The 17,665-nt window shown below is 74.1% G+C and carries 16 protein-coding genes; 3 read left to right on the top strand and 13 right to left on the bottom strand.

All coding sequences use genetic code 11. The features are described 5' to 3' along the window. Positions 1 to 27: 27 nt before the first annotated feature. From M8C17_RS25910 to M8C17_RS25890, 4 genes are all read right to left on the bottom strand, one after another. Positions 28 to 492, bottom strand: a complete 465-nt coding sequence (locus M8C17_RS25910) for a DUF948 domain-containing protein (RefSeq protein ID WP_252419166.1) — start codon at positions 490 to 492, stop codon at positions 28 to 30. A 148-nt stretch (positions 493 to 640) separates the two neighbouring features. Then, positions 641 to 1,339 carry a hypothetical protein gene (locus M8C17_RS25905; RefSeq protein ID WP_252419223.1) on the bottom strand — a complete coding sequence of 233 codons (699 nt, stop codon included), beginning with the start codon at positions 1,337 to 1,339 and terminating at the stop codon, positions 641 to 643. 2,162 nt (positions 1,340 to 3,501) lie between these two features. Continuing rightward, positions 3,502 to 5,037 (bottom strand): replication-associated recombination protein A, encoded by a 1,536-nt coding sequence (locus M8C17_RS25895; RefSeq protein WP_308209591.1) that lies wholly within the window; start codon positions 5,035 to 5,037, stop codon positions 3,502 to 3,504. Positions 5,038 to 5,112: 75 nt separating this feature from the next. Continuing rightward, positions 5,113 to 5,334, bottom strand: a complete 222-nt coding sequence (locus M8C17_RS25890) for a hypothetical protein (RefSeq protein WP_252419165.1) — start codon at positions 5,332 to 5,334, stop codon at positions 5,113 to 5,115. Positions 5,335 to 5,474: 140 nt separating this feature from the next. Between M8C17_RS25890 and M8C17_RS25885 the strand changes: the two genes are divergently transcribed. After that, complete coding sequence (locus M8C17_RS25885) at positions 5,475 to 6,215, top strand: GNAT family N-acetyltransferase (protein WP_252419164.1); 741 nt, start codon at positions 5,475 to 5,477, stop codon at positions 6,213 to 6,215. A gap of 19 nt (positions 6,216 to 6,234) precedes the next feature. Here M8C17_RS25885 and M8C17_RS25880 read toward each other — a convergent pair whose 3' ends face one another. From M8C17_RS25880 to aspS, 4 genes are all read right to left on the bottom strand, one after another. Continuing rightward, positions 6,235 to 7,527 carry an MFS transporter gene (locus M8C17_RS25880; RefSeq protein ID WP_252419163.1) on the bottom strand — a complete coding sequence of 431 codons (1,293 nt, stop codon included), beginning with the start codon at positions 7,525 to 7,527 and terminating at the stop codon, positions 6,235 to 6,237. Next, entirely contained in the window at positions 7,524 to 8,132 is a 609-nt protein-coding gene (locus M8C17_RS25875) for a transcriptional regulator (protein WP_252419162.1), read from the bottom strand. Before M8C17_RS25875 ends, M8C17_RS25880 begins: the two co-directional genes overlap by 4 nt. Positions 8,133 to 8,200: 68 nt before the next feature. Further along, entirely contained in the window at positions 8,201 to 9,013 is an 813-nt protein-coding gene (locus M8C17_RS25870; protein ID WP_252419161.1) for a sugar nucleotide-binding protein, read from the bottom strand. A 97-nt stretch (positions 9,014 to 9,110) separates the two neighbouring features. After that, the gene (gene aspS, locus M8C17_RS25865; RefSeq protein ID WP_252419160.1) at positions 9,111 to 10,916 is read right to left on the bottom strand and encodes an aspartate--tRNA ligase; all 1,806 of its coding nucleotides are present in this window, start codon (positions 10,914 to 10,916) and stop codon (positions 9,111 to 9,113) included. 153 nt (positions 10,917 to 11,069) lie between these two features. Here aspS and M8C17_RS25860 point away from each other — a divergent pair, with 153 nt between their 5' ends. Beyond that, on the top strand, positions 11,070 to 11,789 hold the full coding sequence (locus M8C17_RS25860; protein WP_252419159.1) for a DUF998 domain-containing protein: 720 nt from the start codon (positions 11,070 to 11,072) through the stop codon (positions 11,787 to 11,789). 90 nt (positions 11,790 to 11,879) lie between these two features. Here M8C17_RS25860 and M8C17_RS25855 read toward each other — a convergent pair whose 3' ends face one another. Further along, entirely contained in the window at positions 11,880 to 12,926 is a 1,047-nt protein-coding gene (locus M8C17_RS25855; RefSeq protein WP_252419158.1) for a S1 family peptidase, read from the bottom strand. A 275-nt stretch (positions 12,927 to 13,201) separates the two neighbouring features. Then, positions 13,202 to 13,678, bottom strand: a complete 477-nt coding sequence (locus M8C17_RS25850) for a helix-turn-helix domain-containing protein (protein ID WP_252419157.1) — start codon at positions 13,676 to 13,678, stop codon at positions 13,202 to 13,204. 55 nt (positions 13,679 to 13,733) lie between these two features. Between M8C17_RS25850 and M8C17_RS25845 the strand changes: the two genes are divergently transcribed. Continuing rightward, entirely contained in the window at positions 13,734 to 14,249 is a 516-nt protein-coding gene (locus M8C17_RS25845; protein ID WP_252419156.1) for a PaaI family thioesterase, read from the top strand. Between the two features lie 125 nt (positions 14,250 to 14,374). Here the strand turns inward: M8C17_RS25845 and M8C17_RS25840 are convergent, their stop codons facing one another. The 3 genes from M8C17_RS25840 to M8C17_RS25830 all read right to left on the bottom strand — a co-directional run bounded on the left by M8C17_RS25840 (position 14,375) and on the right by M8C17_RS25830 (position 17,499). Next, positions 14,375 to 15,316 carry an acyl-ACP desaturase gene (locus M8C17_RS25840; RefSeq protein WP_252419155.1) on the bottom strand — a complete coding sequence of 314 codons (942 nt, stop codon included), beginning with the start codon at positions 15,314 to 15,316 and terminating at the stop codon, positions 14,375 to 14,377. Between the two features lie 70 nt (positions 15,317 to 15,386). After that, positions 15,387 to 16,715 carry a histidine--tRNA ligase gene (gene hisS / locus M8C17_RS25835; protein ID WP_252419154.1) on the bottom strand — a complete coding sequence of 443 codons (1,329 nt, stop codon included), beginning with the start codon at positions 16,713 to 16,715 and terminating at the stop codon, positions 15,387 to 15,389. A 73-nt stretch (positions 16,716 to 16,788) separates the two neighbouring features. Beyond that, on the bottom strand, positions 16,789 to 17,499 hold the full coding sequence (locus M8C17_RS25830; RefSeq protein WP_252419153.1) for an MBL fold metallo-hydrolase: 711 nt from the start codon (positions 17,497 to 17,499) through the stop codon (positions 16,789 to 16,791). Between the last annotated feature and the right edge of the window lie 166 nt (positions 17,500 to 17,665).

Genomic DNA, 17,665 nt, shown 5'->3' with positions numbered 1-17,665 from the left:
CTCGCTACCTCCTGGTGCGCCGGCCGGTCAGCGGTTGCCGCGCCGGGCAGCGCGCCGCTGCTGCTTGATGGTGTCGCGCACCTCGCGCTCGGTCTCGGCGTGCCGGCGGCCGGCGGCGGCCTTGCGTACGCCGTAGCCGAACGCGGCCACCTTGACCAGCGGGTTCGCGGCCGCGGCGGAGACCACGGTGGCCAGGTTGGCGACGTTGGCCGTGACGTTCTGCGCGTGGCTGGTCATGGTGTCGACCTTCGCCAACTGGAGGTTCACGCCGTCGAGCGAGGTCTGCACCTGCTCCAGAGCGGTGTTGACGTTCTTCACCGTGGTGTTCACGTCGCCGAGCAGCGGTGCGGTCCGATCGTTGAGGTCGTTGATCATCCGAGTGGTGGCGTCCACCGTGTGCCGCAGCCGCAGGATGGGCAGCGTCAGGATGAGCACCAGCACCGCGAACGCGCACGCCGCGATCAGCGCCGCGACCTCTCCAATGTCGCCCACGCCTGTCCTCCTCAAGCAGAGTTCCGGGGACCCTACGTCCCCGGAACGCACCACCGTGGTACCCGTACCGGTCCCCCGAGCCATCGCGATCAACGGCAGCGGGCGGGTCCACCAGCCCCAGACCCTACCGTCCGTGATGGAAACCGGCTCAGGACGGTGAGGGTGTCAACTCGCCCAGCGGGTCCGCGCTGACTGTCGGGAACGGGTCCTCTCCGGTCAGTGACGGATCGGTGCTCGGCTGGGGCCTGGTCCGCTCGTCGTCGATCGCGTTGCGCACCTTCACCGACACCAACGAGCCGGTGCACTTCGTCGCAGCGGCCGACGGGTCTCCGGACGGCACGACCGCCGGCTCGCCGTCGACCGGCGGCGGTACGCAGGTCGGCTCGCGCACCCACAGGTCGAGGGTCAACTCGTCGCGACGCCAGCAGGTGTAGCTGCCCTTCGTCTCCTGTTCCGGGCAGCGGGACACCTTCCACGGTTGCCAGCCGTCCTCGCGGAGTGCGCTCTCGTAGACCCCCGCCGTCTCCTCCGGCGACTTCTCCGAGGTGACGGTGCGTTCGCGCAGTCGACAGTCGAGCAGGCACCAGCGGCTGCCGCTGACCTCGTCGACCGTCTTCGCCGCGGCCCAGCCGGGCACGTTCAGCTGGTCCAGGTTGTCGAACACCGGGTCGCGACTCAGCGTACGGATGCCGAAGAAGAGCGGCACCGCGCCGAGCAGCACGACGCTGACCAGCACCAGCACCGCCGCCCGCAGCCGACGCCGTTCGCGCAACTGCCGGCGCAGCTCGGACCGGGCGCCGGGTGCGCCGCTCTCGTCGTCGGGCGCCGCCTGGCCGGCCGGGCGCAGCGCGGGTCCGTCGGACGGCTCGGGCGCCGGCCGGTCCACCGGCCCGCCCGGCACGGGCACCACGGCAGCGGCCCGGGCCACGCCGACCGGCTCGCCGGGGCGGTTGGGCGGTGGCACGGGGGCCACGCCGGAGGGCTCTGGACGACCGGGGTCACGAGGCGGGGGCAGGGCACGGCCGGCGGCGCGGTCGGCCGGCGCGGGTCGAGCGACCGGAGCACCGCCGCGGGCCGTCGCGGGGCCGGTGCCGGGCTCGCCACCCACGGGCGGGTGTCCGGCGCCGGCGGGGCGGACGGCGGCACGAGCCGGACCATCCGGGCGTGGGCGGGGCGGACCATCCGGGCCAGCGCCCGGCGGCACGGCGGCACGACCCGGACCATCCGGGCGTACGCGAGGTTGACCATCCGGGCCAGCGCCCGGCGGCACGGCAGCACGACCCGGACCATCCGGCCGGGCGGCGCCACGGGCTGCGGCCTCGGCACCCGGGCCGGGCCGCGGTGGCCCGGCGGGGCCGTCGTGGCCGGGATCAGCCGCCGGACGGCGGCGTCGGGCGGTCGGGTCCGACGGGGGCGCCGCAGCGCCCCGGCGGACGGTCGGCCGCTCGCCGGTGACCGGCGGATAGGTCGGGCCGGCATTCGGCTGCTCCCCGGTGGACTCCGGCGTCCCGGGTCGGGCGGCACGGCGACCGGTCGGGGGGTCCGCGCCCGGGTCGACCGGCGGCCCGACGGCCCGACGGCCGGCGGGGCGCTCCGCTGCCGGGTCGGGCGCGGCGAGCCGGCCGGCCGAGCGGTCGGTGAGATCACCCGCACCCGCCGGCGGCGCGGGTCGACGAGGTGCGGCCCGACCCCCGGCCGGGGTGGGCGGGGTGTCACCACGCCGGTTGACTGTCGGCAGGCCAGGGTCGGTGTGCGGCAGACGGCCGGCCTGACGCAGCCAGTCGGCCGGTCGCTCCGGCCGGTCGGTCCGGGGCTCGCCGGCGGCCGCAACGCCGCGCTCCTGCTCCTCGGGGGCCGCCCGGCGGCGCCCGGCGCCGTCGGTCTGGCCGACGATCGGCGCGGCGCCGGTGTGGCCGGTGGACGCGTCGGGCACCGGCGGGGCGTTGCCCGATCGGGGCACCACCGGCTCGGGTTCGGCGGCGCGACGGCGCCCACCGGGGGCCGGGCGGCCGCGCTCGGCGGGCCCACGGCCGGAGGCCTCCGCCGCTCCGGGGTCGACCGGGCCCGGGCGACGCCGGGCGGTCCGCGGATCACGGTCGACGGCGGGGTCTGGCCGCAGTCCACCAGGGACCGACGGCACGGCACCGGACGGCGGCGCGTCGAACTGGCCGCCGCCGGGAGCGGTCGGTGGACCGGGGGCTCGCGCGGGATCGTTCGCACGCCGACCGCCCGGCCCGCCGTTGGCGGGCAGTGGACGGCCGGGCTCGGTGGGTTCCGGGCCCGGGCCGCGACCCGGCTGCGCGGCGTCGGGCCGGCGCAGCGGCGGCATCGCGTCCGCCCGGCCCACGGGTGCGGCGGTGACCGGCCGGCGACCGGCCGGCGCGCCGGCGCTCGGTGGGCCAGCGCCGGGCGGGCCGGCGGGCGGGCCGGCAGGGGCGACGCCCGGGCGGGGTCGGGCCGAGCCCGCCGGTCCGCCGGAGGTCGGGGGCCCGGGTGGGCCCACCGGCTCACCACCGGCCGGGCGGGCGGCGGTGGGCGCGGGCGGTGGCACGGCGGCACGCGGGCCGCCGGGTGCCGCCGGTGCCCCGCGGCGAGCCGGCTGGCCCGGGGCGGGGACTCCCGGGCCTGCGGCCCGGGGCCGGTCGGCGGGCGGCCGCTCGTCGGGGCGGCGGTTGGGCTGCGGCGGTGCCTCACCGGGCCAGGGGCCGTCGACGGGTCGGCGCGCGGCGGGGCCGTCCGGGTCACCACGGCGAGCCGCGGGTGGCACCGGGGCGTCCGGCGGCACCGGGGCACCCCCGCGCCCGGCCGGCTCTGCCGGCGACCCGTCGGGGCCCAGCTCGGAACGTTGCTGCTTGGCCGACCGCAGGTCGTCGATCCAGCCGAACTCCTCGCCGGCCACCGGCTCCTCCGGCTCGGCCTCGGCCCGGCCTCGACCCCAGCGGCGGCCCTTGGCGCGAGGATCGCGCCGCTCGTCCGGGCTCTCGTCCGGGCGGTCCGCACCACGCGACTTCACTGTTGACCCTCTCCTGCGGCGTTCGTGCCGCTGTCCTGCATCGTGCCGGGACCGCCCGTGCCCGTCGTCGGGAGACCGTCCCCGTCGGCTAGCGCCGGCCCGGTCTGCGCCGTTACGGACGGCCCCGCCGGGGCGTCCGGGCGGGCGGGCGGGGCCGGCAGCCCGCGCACGATCCGGCGCAGCAGCGGCAGCCGGGTGGCCACCGACCGCTCCGCCCCGTGCGGGCTGGGCCGGTAGTAGTCGGTACCCACCAGGTCGTCCGGCACGTACTGCTGGGTGACCACGCCGCGCTGGTCGTCGTGCGGGTAGCGGTAGCCGGTGCCGTGACCCAGCCCTCGGGCGCCGGCGTAGTGCGCGTCGCGCAGGCCCCGGGGCACCGGGCCGCCCCGGCCGGCCCGCACGTCGGCGATCGCCGCGCCGATGGCGGTGGTGGCCGAGTTCGACTTGGGTGCGGTGGCCAGGTGGATCACCGCCTGCGCCAGGTTGAGCTGCGCTTCCGGCAGCCCGACGTACTCGACCGCGTGCGCGGCGGCGGTGGCCACGCTCAACGCGCCGGGGTCGGCCATGCCCACGTCCTCGCTGGCGAAGATGACCAGCCGGCGGGCGATGAACCGGGCGTCCTCCCCGGCGACCAGCATCCGGGCCAGCCAGTGCACCGCGGCGTCCACGTCCGAGCCGCGCATGCTCTTGATGAACGCGCTGACCACGTCGTAGTGGGCGTCGCCGTCGCGGTCGTAGCGCACGGCGGCCACGTCGACCGCCTGCTCGGCGGTGGCGAGGTCGATCCGGTCCGCGCCGAGCGCCGTGGCCGAGGCCGCCGCCGCCTCCAGAGCGGTCAGCGCCTTACGGACGTCGCCGGACGCGAGCCGGACCAGGTGGTCCTCGGCCTCGGTGGCCAGGGTGAGCGCGCCGCCCAGGCCACGCTCGTCGGCGACCGCACGGCGTAGCAGCCCCCGCACCGCCTCGTCGTCCAGCGGTTGCAGGGTGAGCAGCACGCATCGGGACAGCAGGGGGGAGATGACCGAGAAGTACGGGTTCTCCGTGGTCGCGGCCAGGAGCGTGACCGTACGGTCCTCGACGGCGGCGAGCAGCGAATCCTGCTGGGTCTTGCTGAACCGGTGCACCTCGTCGATGAAGAGCACGGTCTGCGGGCCGCCCGAGCGGCGCTGTCGGCGGGCCGCCTCGATCACCGCCCGGACGTCCTTGACCCCGGCGGAGAGCGCCGACATGGCGACGAACCGGCGGTCGGTGGCCGCGGCCACCAGGTGCGCGATGGTGGTCTTGCCGCTGCCCGGTGGTCCCCAGAGGATGACCGACATCGGCGCGCCGCCGGAGACCAGCTGGCGCAGCGGCGCGCCGGGGGCGAGCAGGTGCTCCTGCCCGACCAGCTCGTCGAGGGTCGCCGGGCGCATCCGGACGGGCAGGGGCGAATCGTCCGCTACCGGAGTGAAGCCGTCGGCACCGGCGGGACCATCGGGCGCGCTGCGCGTCCCGGCGGGTGCACCGAGGGAGAAGAGGGCGTCGGACTCCATCACGAAGACAGTACCGGGCCGGACCCGCGACGCCGGAATCGCGCCGCGGGCCGGGCCACTGGTGATCGGTTCCGGTCAGCCACGGCCGGGGCGCCGGCCCCGGTACCAGCGACCGCCGCCACCGCCGCCACCGGCGCGCGGGCCGCTGCCCACGCCACCCAGGTAGAGCGAGAGCAGGAACAACCCGAGAAGCACGAGCGTGTTCCAGTTGAACAGGTCCGGTGCGCCGAAGTTCGTGTCGAGCAGATCGATCAGCAGGGCAAAGCCAAAGACGATGGCGGCCAGAATGGCGAGCATGTCGGTCCTCCGGTGGGGGTTCCCAGTAGGTCGGCCCCGGATGTACCCAATCGGTCGACTCGCCAATCTCCACGGTGGATTCGGCCGCACCGGTGCGGTCCGCCGCAGCCGCTGGCCCGCCGGCTCCTAGGCTGGTTCGCGTGATCACGTACGACCAGGTGCTGCAGGACCGCGCCGCCATCCTGGCCGCCGCCGGCAACCACCCCTACGCCCGGCACGCGCTCTGGCGTGGCGTGCCGGCACGCGGCTACCGGCGTGACGGCGCCGTGTTGTGGTTGTTGCCGCCCGGGCAGGGGCCGGCCGGTGGCGCGATCGGGACGGCCGGGCCGGCGATCGACGTGTGCGTCGCGCTGGTCGCCGACGGGGTGCTGCGACCGGAGCAGTGGCTGCATCTCCCCCGGCACGATCCGGCCCTGGCGGCGGGCCGGCTCGCGGTGGCGCGGCACGACGACTGGGACTTCCACTGGACGAGCACGCCGCCGCCGGCCCAGCCGGGCGAGCAGCGGGTGGTACGACTCACCGCCGCCGACCACCCGGCGCTGGAGGCGCTGATCGACGAGGCGTTCCCGACCACCACCTCCCGCCCCGGCGACCCTCGGGTGGTGGACTGGTACGGCATCCGGGCCGGCGGCCGGTTGGTGGCCTGCGGCGCGGACCGCAGCCGGGGCGACATCGGCTTCCTCGCCGGCCTGACCGTCGCCCCCGACCAGCGGGGTCGGGGGCTGGGTGCCGCGCTGACCGCCGGGATGACCCGGGCGCTGCTGGCGCGCCACGACACCGTCGGTCTCGGCGTCTATCCGGACAACGTCGGGGCGGTGCGGCTGTACCGGCGGCTCGGCTTCACCGCCACCCTCCCCCTCAGCTCGCTACGGCTGGCCTGAGGGGGAGGAGGGGGCCGCCCTACCGTCCGGCCGCCTGGGGTTCGGCGGGTTCGGCAACGGCGGCGGGATCCGCTGCGCGCTGGCGTCCGGCCCGCCAGGCGGGCAGGTAGAGCGGGGCGGCGACGGCCAGCACGACGGCGCCGACCACCATGGCGGTGCCGACGCTGGTGACGGCGGCGAGCGCGGTCAGTGCCACCCCGCCGAGCGCGCCGGCCGGCTGCGCCATCATCGAGTTCAGTGAGAGCACGCTGGTCCGGTAGGGGCCGTCGACCTGTCGGTGCAGCAGCCCGCTGTGCAGTGGATTGGACGCGCCGTGCACGGTGTAGCAGGCCAGGTACGCCACGAGCACCCCGACCGGCCCGGCGAAGAGTCCCATCCCGACCACCGTGACGCCCTGCAGGATGCGCAGCAGGGCCGCCCCGGGCGCGGCGCCGGGCCAGCGCAGCAGCAGCGGGGTCAGCGCCGCGCCGGCCGCCGAGGCGAGCCACGCGGCCGAGTTGGCCGGCCCGAGCAGCGCGGCGGCGCGTTCCGGGTCACCGACCACCTCGGCGAGCCGCACCGGCAGCAGCGACTCGAAGGTGACCATGCCGAAGCCCCAGAACAGTTCCACCGCCACCAGGGCCAGCAGCACCCGGGAGCGGCGCAGCAGCCCGAACGCCTCGCCGATCATCCGGGGCGCCTGGACCACCGAGGCCCGCAGTCCCGCCGCCCCGGTGGCCGGCCCCTCCTCGACCAGCAGGGCGAGCAGCGCGACCAGTGCCGCGGCCTGGGCGAGGATGGCAACCAGCACGGGCACCGTGAGCGCGCTGACCGGCCCGATCGGGCCGAGGAGGACCAGGCCGCCGCTGAGCAGCGCGCCGGCGCCGATGGCCGCTCCGACGACGGTGCCGGCGTAACCGAGGCCCCGCTCGTACTCGGCTTTCGGGTCGGCGGCGAGGGTGGCGTCGACGTACCAGGACTCCAGTGGGCCGCTGTCGAGCGCACGGTAGATCCCCTGCAACGCCCAGACCAGGAAGAACAGCAGGAACGAGTCGGCCACCGCGAACAGCGACAGGGAGATGAGGTTGAGCGCTCCGGCGGCGAGCAGCACCGGTCGACGGCCGAGGGCGTCGGCGAGCCCGCCGGTGGGCAGCTCCAGGGCCAGCACCAGCAGACCCTGCGCGGTGCTGACCAGGCCGATCTGCGGCAGCGACAGGCCGCGCTCCTGCATCAGCAGGATCATCACCGGGATCATCAGGCCGGTGGGCAGCCAGCGCAGGCCGTAGAGCGTGAGGTAGCGACGCCGGACCTGGCGTACGGACAGGGCGCTCACCGGTACTCCTCCTTCAAGGGGTAGGTGGCCAGGAAGACCTGCACCGGGCGGGCCTGCGGGTCGGAGGAGTCGACGGGGTCGGCCTCGCGGTGGTACCGCTCCAGCACCTGCCACACCTCGGCCTTGAGCTCCTCCAGCCGAGCCGGCGGGATGGTCATGAAGATGTCGCTCATGCCGAAGGCGTCCCGCCAGGCGGGGGACCACTCGTGCTGGGTGGCGAACCAGCGTTCGGCGTGCTCGACGAGATGCCGCACCTGGTCGCCCTGGATCCACTCGATCGCGGCCCGGGCGTCGGGGTCGTCGTCGAAGTCGGTCGGTTCCCAGTTGGTGACGTCGTGCGCGGCCTGCCACCAGCGCTGCCGTCCGCTGCCCCGGTCGGGATCCTCGACGACCAGGCCGACCTCGGCGAGTTGGCGCAGGTGGTAGCTGGTCGCGCCGGTGTTGGTGCCGAGCATCTCGGCCAGTGTGGTGGCGGTGGCCGGGCCCTTCACGCGCAGTGCCCCGACCAGCCGCATCCGCAGCGGGTGCGCGAGCACCCGGACCTGCCTCTTGTCGATCCGCACCTCACGCGGCGCCGGCCGCGGGGTCTCTTCGTCGTTCGCCATGCATGCACATTATCTCTGCACACTTCCTGTGCACAAGAGTTATGCACAGGAAGTGTGCAACGGCGGGGTCAGTGCCTGAGGAGTTCGCGCGCCCCGCGCAGCCGGGTCCGCAGCAGTCCGGCGGCACGGCTGGAGTCCAGGCGTACGTCGCCGGGGCCGGGCACCCCGGCGGCGGTGCTGGTGGTGGTCTTCAGGCCTGCCGCGTCGAGCCCGAACCGCTCGGCGACCAGCAGGCCCAGCTCGGCGCGGCTGACCGCGTCCGCGCCGGCCACGTTGAGCGGGCCGGCGTACGCGCTGTCGACCAGCTCGAGCACGGCGTCGGCCAGGTCGGTGACGTCGACCGGGCAGCGGATCATGTCGGTGAACAGGGTGGCCCGCCCGGCGAGCGCCTCCCGGGACAGCTCGATCTGCTTGCTGCCCTCCCCCAGGATCAGCGAGGTACGCACCAGCGCCGCGCCGGGGTCGACCGCCCGCACGGCGGTCTCGGCCGCGGCCTTCGCGGCGCCGTACGCGTTCACCGGGGTCGGCGGCTCGTCGTCGGAGTAGGGCGAGGGGCGGCCGGCGTGCAGCGCGTCGCTGGAGATGTGCACCAGCCGGGCGCCCACCTCGGCGGCGGCGACCGCCACGTGCGCGGCCCCGTCGGCGGTGACCGACCAGTCGCCGTACCGGTAGGGGGTGCTGACCACGGCGTCCGGGCGCACCTCGGCGACCAGCGCGCGCACGGCGGCCCGATCGGTCACGTCCAACCGCCGCACCGCGACCCCCGGCACGGCGATGTCGCCGGAGTGGCATGTCCCCACCACCGACCACCCGGTGCCCGAAGCCCGCCGGCACACCTCACCGCCGAGAAACCCACTGGCCCCCACCACGAGCACCCGCATACCACCACTCCCCTGTGAACGATCAAGAGGTTTGCGTCACCCCGACGGGCGATGATGACGCAAACCTCTTGATCGACCAAGCAGGGGGGCGGGGGGGTTAGACCGGGTCGGCTACCGGGGCGGCGGGGCCGGCGGTGCCGGTGTGCGCCGTCGCTGGAGGCTTCGGCTTGGCGTCGATGCCGGCCTCGGTGCGCTGCTGGCCGGTGATCGGCGTCGGCGCGCCGGTCAGCGGGTCGAAGCCGCCACGGGTCTTCGGGAAGGCGATCACCTCGCGGATGGAGTCCGCGCCGGCGAGCAGCATGCAGACCCGGTCCCAGCCGAAGGCGATACCGCCGTGCGGCGGGGCGCCGTACTTGAACGCCTCCAGCAGGAAGCCGAACTTGTCCTGCGCCTCCTCGGGGGTGATGCCGAGCAGGTCGAAGACCCGCTTCTGCACGTCACCCCGGTGGATACGGATCGAACCGCCGCCGATCTCGTTGCCGTTGCAGACGATGTCGTACGCGTAGGCCAGGGCGCGGTCCGGCGCCTCCTCGAACCGGTCCACCCACTCGGAGTTGGGCGAGGTGAACGGGTGGTGCACGGCCGTCCAGCCGCCCTCGTCCGTCTTCTCGAACATCGGCGCGTCGACCACCCAGCAGAACGCCCAGGCACTCTCGTCGATCAGCCCGGCCCGCTTGGCGATCTCGACGCGGGCCGCGCCCAGCAGCTCCTGCGCCTCACGGGTGGTGGCGCTGGCAGCGAAGAAGACCGCGTCGCCCGGCTTGGCGCCGACCGCGTCGGCGAGCCCGCCCAGGTGCTCGGCGGAGAGGTTCTTGGCCACCGGGCCGCGCGCCTCGCCGGTCTCGGCGTCCAGCACCACGTACGCCAGGCCGCGCGCGCCGCGCGCCTTGGCCCAGTCCTGCCAGCCGTCCAGCTCCTTGCGGCTCTGCGCCGCGCCGCCGGGCATCACGACCGCGCCGACGTAGCCGCCCGCGTCGATCGCCCCGGCGAAGACCCGGAACTCGGTGCCGCGCAGGTAGTCGGTCAGCTCGGTCAGCTCCACGCCGTAGCGCAGGTCCGGCTTGTCCGAGCCGTAGCGGGCCATCGCGTCGTGCCAGGTGATCCGCGGGATGGGCCGGCTGATCTCGTGCCCGGCCAGGTCCTTCCACAGCGCCGAGACGATCGCCTCGCCGAGGTCGATCACGTCGTCCTCGGTGACGAAGGACATCTCGATGTCGAGCTGGGTGAACTCCGGCTGCCGGTCGGCGCGGAAGTCCTCGTCGCGGTAGCAGCGGGCGATCTGGTAGTACCGCTCCATGCCGCCGACCATCAGCAGCTGCTTGAACAGCTGCGGCGACTGCGGCAGCGCGTACCAGCTGCCCGGCTGGAGGCGGACCGGGACCAGGAAGTCGCGGGCGCCCTCCGGCGTCGAGCGGGTCAGCGTCGGGGTCTCGATCTCCAGGAAGTCCCGCTCGTGCAGCACGCCCCGGGCGAGCTGGCTGGCGCGCGAGCGCAGCCGCAGCGCGTTCGCCGGGCCGCTGCGGCGCAGGTCCAGGTAGCGGTACTTGAGCCGGATGTCGTCACCGGCCTCCACCTGGTCGTCCACCGGCAGCGGCAGCGGAGCCGCCTCGGAGAGCACCTCCAGCTCGACGGCGGTCACCTCGACCTCGCCGGTGGGCAGCTCCGGGTTCTCGTTGCCGGCCGGCCGGCGGGTCACCTCGCCGGTGACCTTCACGCAGAACTCGTTGCGCAGCGCGTGCGCGTCCTCCTCGCGGAACACCACCTGGACCACGCCGGAGCCGTCGCGCAGGTCGACGAAGATGACCCCGCCGTGGTCGCGCCGGCGGGCCACCCACCCGGCGAGCGTCACCGACGTGCCGGCGTCCGTCGCGCGCAGGCTTCCGGCATTGTGGGTACGGATCACGGCTGGCAACTCCTCATCGTGGAACAGTCCTCATGGGCATTCTGTCAGGGGCGGCCGGCCTTCCTCGGGGGCACCCAGCAGGCCGGGTCATTCTTCGTTGGACGGCCGGGCGAACCAGGCTCGGCGGGTCGGTGTGTTGGTTAACGTGGCGAAATGCGCGCCGTACCGAACTGGGCCGTCGCCACGGCGGCGGCTGCGCCCCTGCTGCTGGTGGCCGGCTGGACGGTCGCCGAAGCCCGGCAGTCCGCCGGCTACGACCCGGTGCGGGACACGATCAGCGAGCTGGCCGGGCACGACGCCACCGACGCCTGGATCATGATCAGCACGCTGGTTCTGCTCGGCTGCTGCTATCTCGCGACCGCGGCCGTGCTGCACGCGGCCGGGGTACCCAGTCGCTTCCTGCTGGCCGTCGGCGGCGTGGCCACCATCGCGCTGGTCGCGTTTCCCCGGCCGACCGTGGGTGGGTCGCTGAGCCACGGCATCGTGGCGACCGTGGCCGTTCTCGCCCTGGCTCTCTGGCCGGCCGGCTCGGCACTGAAGCTGCCGCGTGGCCGGGACGCCGCACATCCGGCCGCGCCGGAGCCGCCGTGGGCGTTCCGCCGGGCGGTCGGGTTGAGTGCCACGGTCGTGCTGCTGGCCCTCTTCGGCTGGTTCGCGTTCGAGGTGACCAGCGGCTCCCGGACCGGCCTGGCCGAACGGGTGACGGCGGTGGCCGTCTCGCTCTGGCCGCTGCTCGCGGCTCTCTCCGCGCGCCGGGCGCACCTCGCATGGGCGGCGGGTGGCGCCACCCCCGTCGGCCCGGTACTCCCGACGGTCGGCCTCGTACCGCCGGATCCGCTCGGACCGGCTCAGGGGCCGGACCGGCTGGCCTGAGTCGGCCACGACGACGTGGCGGCGGCTCAGGAGTCGCGAACGCGACGCGGGCCGCCGGAGGGTTCCGGCGGCCCGCGAGCGGTGGATCGATCAGAAGACGCTGACGCCGTAGCGGCTGAGCGCCTCGGTGACCGGCTGGAAGTAGGTGGTGCCGCCGGTGCGGCAGTTGCCGCTACCGCCGGAGGTCAGGCCGAGGGCGGTGCCACCGGCGAAGAGCGAGCCGCCGCTGTCGCCCGGCTCGGCGCAGACGTTGGTGCGGATCAGACCGGAGACCGAGCCCTCGGCGTAGTTCACCGTGGCGTTGGTAGCGGTCACCGAGCCGGAGCGCAGGCCGGTGGTGCTGCCGGAGCGCTGCACCGCCTGGCCGACGGAGGCGTTGCCGGCGCCGGTGATGTCCCGGTAGCTGCCGTTGTAGAGGTAGACGTTGCCGGCGGCGTTGGCCGAGTTGCTGTGCCGCACGATGCCGTAGTCGTTGCCCGGGAAGCTGGTGCCGGTACGGGTGCCGATCAGCGCCGTCTGGGCGGAGTTCGAGTACCAGCTCGCCGAGATGTTGGTGCAGTGCCCGGCGGTCAGGAAGTAGTAGGTGGTGCCGCTGCGCACGTTGAAGCCGAGCGAGCAGCGTCCGCCGCCGCCGGCGTAGATGGCCTGACCACCGGAGATCCGGGTGCTCAGCACGCCGGCCTCGGCCTCGATCCGGACCGCGCCGTTGGCCCGCGCGGCGGCGGCCTTGACCCGCTCCAGCTTGGCCCCGGTGACGGTGCTGTCCACGGAGACGACGACCTGGTTCGTGACCGGGTCACTCCACCACGCGGTGCCGGGGATCTTGGCGGAGCGCTCCAGGTCCGCCGTGGCCCGGTTGAGCTCGGCGGCACCGCGGGTGACGTACCGGACGGAGGCGCCGGCGTTGCTCGCCTTGCGGGCGGCAGCCGCGTCGGTCACGGTGACGACGGACCTGCCGCTGGCGTCGATGTACGAGCCGGCGGAGCTGTCACCGAGCTGCGCGGAGATGGCGGCGGCGGCGTCCGGCGAGGCGGCGGGGGCAGCCTGGGCGGGCGCGCCGACGAGTGAGCCGACGACCAGGGTTCCGGCCACGGCGACGGTGGCCGCGACGCGGAGTGAGGACCTCGTGGGTCGCATGTAACAAACCTCCTGGGCGGGGGAACGGGTCTCGCCGGGGACGGCGATCCCGAGGGGGACACCCTGCCGATCTGGGAAAACCGGCCGAGTGAACTGAAGTATTCACATACATAAGATCGTTGGCAAGACTTGGTTTCGCCCGGATTTGTCGATCTTCATCGGCCACATCGCCGCAACACCTCTGACACGCTCGCGAACGCCCACCGTCACACCGAATCACCGCCGGACAGCACCCGCCGTTCGGCGGTGGCGACCGGCGGTCCCGACGGTCGGCGTCAGGAGGTACGGCGGCGGGCGCCGGGACCCGGGCGGGGCACCACGTCACGGTGCCGGGTCACCTCGTGTCCGTCCGCGCAACGCAGCGTGACGCGTACCTCCGCGCCGCAGTCGCGGTGACCCACGCTCAGCGGCGAGCCCTCCGGGTCGGCGAGGTGCCGGTCGCCCCATCCGAGCACGGCGACCAGCACCGGCCAGAGGTCCATGCCCTTCTCGGTCAGCCGGTACTCGTGGCGCAGCCGGCTGCCCGGCTCCCGGTACGGCTCGCGGCGCAGCACCCCCTGCTCGACGAGGGTGGACAGCCGGTTGGTCAGCACCTGGCGGGGAATCCCCGTGCGCACCCGCATGTCGTCGAAGCGGCGTACGCCGTTGAACACCTCGCGGAGCACCACCAGGGTCCACCGCTCGCCGAGGACCTCCATCGCTCGGGCGATGGTGCAGTTGTCCACCGACCAGTCCAGTGCCGCGGGTCTCATCCGCCCAGGCTAGGTCTCATTGACAGACTCAGCAACGTGCTGCGAGGCTGCGTCCATGACACAGACGCAGGAGCCGACGCGCACCCGTACCTTCACCTGGTCGGATCCGGCGACCAACGCCGCGCAGCTCGGTCGGCGCGGTGGCCTCGACATGATCCGGGCGATGATCGCCGGCGAGCTGGCGGCGCCTCCGGTCATGCACCTGATCGACATGGCGCGGATGGAGGCGGACGAGGGACGGGTCGCCGTCGAGCTGGTCCCGCAGGAGTTCCACTACAACCCCCTCGGCACCGTCCACGGTGGTGTCATCTCCACCCTGCTGGACACCGCCGCCGGCTGCGCGGTGCACACCACGCTGCCCGTGGGCGTCGGCTACACCTCGCTGGACCTGAACGTGAAGTTCCTCCGCCCGGTCACCGTCGACAGCGGCATCCTGCGCTGCGAGGGCACCGTGCTCCAGCGCGGCCGCCGCACCGCCCTGGCCGAGGCCCGCCTCACCGACGCCAGCTCCCGCCTCGTCGCACACGCAACGAGCAGCTGCCTGATCTTCCCCCTGAACCCCACCCCCTGACCCGACCCCCGACCCCGTTTGCCTCGATCATGAGGTTGACGGGCGATCGGAAGATCGAACAACCCGCCAACCTCATGATCAACGAGGCGGGACAGGAGCCGGGAGCCAGGAGCCGGAGCCTGGGGTCAGCGCTGGGCCAGGCGGGCGGCTCGGGCGTCGCGCTTCTCCTCGAAGCGGGACGCGGCCTGCTCCAGGGTGTCGAGTTGGGCGGCCAACTGCTCGCGGGCGGCCTCGCCGTCGGCGTTCAGGCCGGTCACGTTGAACACGTCCCACTGGCGCAGCACCGGCATCAGCACCTCGTCGCGGTGCTGGCGCAGGTCGTAGATGCCGGCGAGGGCGATCGCCACCGACTTGCGGGCGAAGCCGTCGATGCCGTTGCCCGGCATCTGGAAGTTGGCCACCACGTCGGCGACGGCCCGCATCGCCTGGCTCGGGGCCAGCTCGAACGCGCCGGCGAGCAGGTTGCGGTAGAAGACCATGTGCAGGTTCTCGTCGGCCGCCACCCGCGCCAGCAGCGCCTCGCAGACCGGGTCGCCGGTGGCCTTGCCGGTGTTGCGGTGCGAGATCCGGGTGGCCAGCTCCTGGAACGAGACGTACGCGAGCGAGTGCAGGACCTCGTCGTCGTGCACGTTGACGTAGCCGGCGGACATGTGCGTCATCCGGGCACGCTCCAGCGCCACCGGGTCGACCGCCCTGCTGACCGTCAGGTAGTCGCGGATCGCCGTGCCGTGCCGGCCCTCCTCCGCGGTCCACCGGTGCACCCAGGTGCCCCACGCGCCGTCCCGGCCGAACAGGGTGGCGATCTCGTGGTGGTACGAGGGCAGGTTGTCCTCGGTCAGCAGGTTGACGATCAGCGCGGTACGCGCCACGTCCGGGATGGTGGAGTCGGTCGGAGACCACGCCTCGCCGCCGAGCGGCCCGTCGAAGGTACGCCCGTCGCTCCACGGCACGTACTCGTGCGGGAACCACTCCTTGGCCAGCGAGAGGTGGCGGTCCAGATTGCGCGCGACCACCGGCTCCAGCTCGACGAGCAGTGCGGTCTGACTCACTGTGGTGCTCACGGTCACGAGAAACTCCCTACGGTGGCGTAACTTACGCTACCGTAGGTCCCCGCGGCCGTACGCGCCAGTCGGACTCTCAGCCGACCACCGGTTTGAGGTCCGCCCGAGGCGGCATCCACTCCCCCGCGGCCGCCGTGACCTGCTCACCGGAGCGGATGTCCTTCACCTCGTCCGGGCCGCCGTCGGCACCCGGGAACCAGACGTACGGAATGCCGCGCCGCTCGGCGTAGCGGATCTGCTTGCCGAACTTCGCCGCGCTCGGCGACACCTCGGTCGGCACGCCGCGCCGCCGCAGCGCCTCGGCCACCCGGTTGCTGGCCGTACGCCGCTCCTCGCTGGTCACCGCCACCAGCACGGCGGTCGGCACCTCGCGGGAGACCGACAGCTCACCCGCGCCGAAGAGCAGGCCGAGCAGCCGGGTCACCCCGATCGAGATGCCCACCCCGGGGTACGAGGTGGTGCCGGCGCTCGCCAGGTTGTCGTACCGGCCGCCGGAGCAGATCGAGCCGAACCGCTCGTAGCCGCGCAGCTGGGTCTCGTAGACGGTGCCGGTGTAGTAGTCCAGACCGCGGGCGATGCGCAGGTCCGCCACGCACAGGCCGGGCGAGTGCTCGGCGGCGGTCTCGACCACCCGGACCAGCTCCTCGATGCCCTCGGTCAGCAGCGGGTCGTCGACGCCGAGCGCGCGTACCGCGTCGGCGAACGAGGCGTCCGGCGCGGAGATCTCGGCCAGCGCCAGGCACGCCTTGGCCTGCGCCTCGCTCGCGCCAGCGGTCTGGGCCAGCAGGTCGGCCACCTTCGCCGGGCCGATCTTGTCGAGCTTGTCCACCGCGCGCAGCGCCGCCTCCGGGTCGGTCAGTCCGATGCCCCGGTAGAAGCCCTCGCAGATCTTGCGGTTGTTGACCTGGATCGTCACCGGCGGAATCGGCAGCGCCCGCAGCGCGTCCCCGATCACCAGCGGCATCTCCGCCTCGTGGTGCGGGGCCAGGGTGTCCCGGTCGACGATGTCGATGTCGGCCTGGACGAACTCCCGGTAGCGACCCTCCTGCGGCCGCTCGCCCCGCCACACCTTCTGGATCTGGTAGCGGCGGAACGGGAAGGCCAGCTTGCCGGCGTTCTCCAGCACGTACCGGGCGAACGGCACCGTGAGGTCGAAGTGCAGGCCGAGCTGGTCGTCGCCGCCCGCGCCCTCAGCGTCGGCGTGCAGCCGCCGGATCACGTAGACCTCCTTCGAGGTCTCGCCCTTGCGCAGCAACTGGTCCAGCGGCTCGACCGCACGGGTCTCCAGTGGGGCGAAGCCGTACAGCTCGAAGGTGGCCCGGATCCGGTCGAGCACGAACTGCTCGATCATCCGCTGGCCGGGGGTCCACTCCGGGAAGCCGGAGATGGGCGTGGGCTTGCTCATCGGCGTACTCCTTGCGATTCCGCGCCCGCGGCGCGGTGGTGTCGTGGGGTCCGCGCGCGGCGCGGACAAAGATCTAGAGGCCCCGGGTGGGAGCGGCCGGCGACGTGCCAGCCACCTCGATGAGGTACGGGTTGCTGGCGCGCTCGCGGCCGATGGTGGTGCTGGGGCCGTGGCCGGGCAGCACGACCGTGTCGTCGGCCAGCGGAAGGATCTTGTCGCGCAGGCTGGTGAGCATCGCCGGCATGCTGCCGCCGGGCAGGTCGGTGCGGCCGATCGACCCGGCGAAGAGCACGTCGCCGGAGAGGCACAGCTCGTCGGCCTCCCAGCCGGAGCCGGCGCCGGGCAGCCGGAACAGCACCGACCCGCCGGTATGGCCCGGGGCGTGGTCGACGGCGATCTCCAGACCGGCGAGGGTGAGGGTGGCGCCGTCGGTCAGCTCGGCCACGTCCTCCGGCTCGGTGTAGCTCAACCGGCCACCGAAGAGCGAGGTCAGGTCGCTCGAGAGGCCCTTGGCCGGGTCGGCCAGCATCTCCCGGTCACCGGGGTGGACGTACGCGGTGATGCCGCGGGCACCGCAGACCGGCGCCACCGAGAAGGTGTGGTCGAGGTGGCCGTGGGTGAGCAGCACGGCGGCCGGGTGCAGGCGGTGCTCGGCGAGCAGCGCGTCGAGCTGGTCGAGCACCCCGATGCCGGGGTCGACCACCACGCACTGCTCCCCCGGCGCGGTGGCCACCACATAGCAGTTGGTGCCGAAGGCGTCCGCGGGGAAGCCGGCCACGAGCACGGGCGCTGTCCTTTCCGTCGAGCTGTCGTCCTGCCCAGCAGCCTAACCGGCGGGGCGAGCCGGTTTGCCGCGTCCGTCCCTCCCGCCCCGCCGGGCACAGTGACATCGCCCGATAAGGGCTGCTGACGGCGGGGTGGACCTCGTACACCACATTCCCAGTCGCTAG

Origin of the sequence: Micromonospora sp. RHAY321 (genome assembly GCF_023896955.1) — a bacterium.
Lineage (GTDB): Bacteria > Actinomycetota > Actinomycetes > Mycobacteriales > Micromonosporaceae > Micromonospora.
Note: the sequence above shows the minus strand (reverse complement) of the source record. Positions and strands in the feature narration are given on the sequence as shown.

Coding starts and splice junctions, on each gene's coding strand:
- hisS (WP_252419154.1), bottom strand. CDS start 16,715: ATGAGCAAGCCCACGCCCATCTCCGGCTTCCCGGAGTGGACCCCCGGC.
- M8C17_RS25845 (WP_252419156.1), top strand. CDS start 13,734: ATGACACAGACGCAGGAGCCGACGCGCACCCGTACCTTCACCTGGTCG.
- M8C17_RS25895 (WP_308209591.1), bottom strand. CDS start 5,037: ATGGAGTCCGACGCCCTCTTCTCCCTCGGTGCACCCGCCGGGACGCGC.
- M8C17_RS25850 (WP_252419157.1), bottom strand. CDS start 13,678: ATGAGACCCGCGGCACTGGACTGGTCGGTGGACAACTGCACCATCGCC.
- M8C17_RS25855 (WP_252419158.1), bottom strand. CDS start 12,926: ATGCGACCCACGAGGTCCTCACTCCGCGTCGCGGCCACCGTCGCCGTG.
- M8C17_RS25870 (WP_252419161.1), bottom strand. CDS start 9,013: ATGCGGGTGCTCGTGGTGGGGGCCAGTGGGTTTCTCGGCGGTGAGGTG.
- M8C17_RS25890 (WP_252419165.1), bottom strand. CDS start 5,334: ATGCTCGCCATTCTGGCCGCCATCGTCTTTGGCTTTGCCCTGCTGATC.
- M8C17_RS25875 (WP_252419162.1), bottom strand. CDS start 8,132: ATGGCGAACGACGAAGAGACCCCGCGGCCGGCGCCGCGTGAGGTGCGG.
- M8C17_RS25860 (WP_252419159.1), top strand. CDS start 11,070: ATGCGCGCCGTACCGAACTGGGCCGTCGCCACGGCGGCGGCTGCGCCC.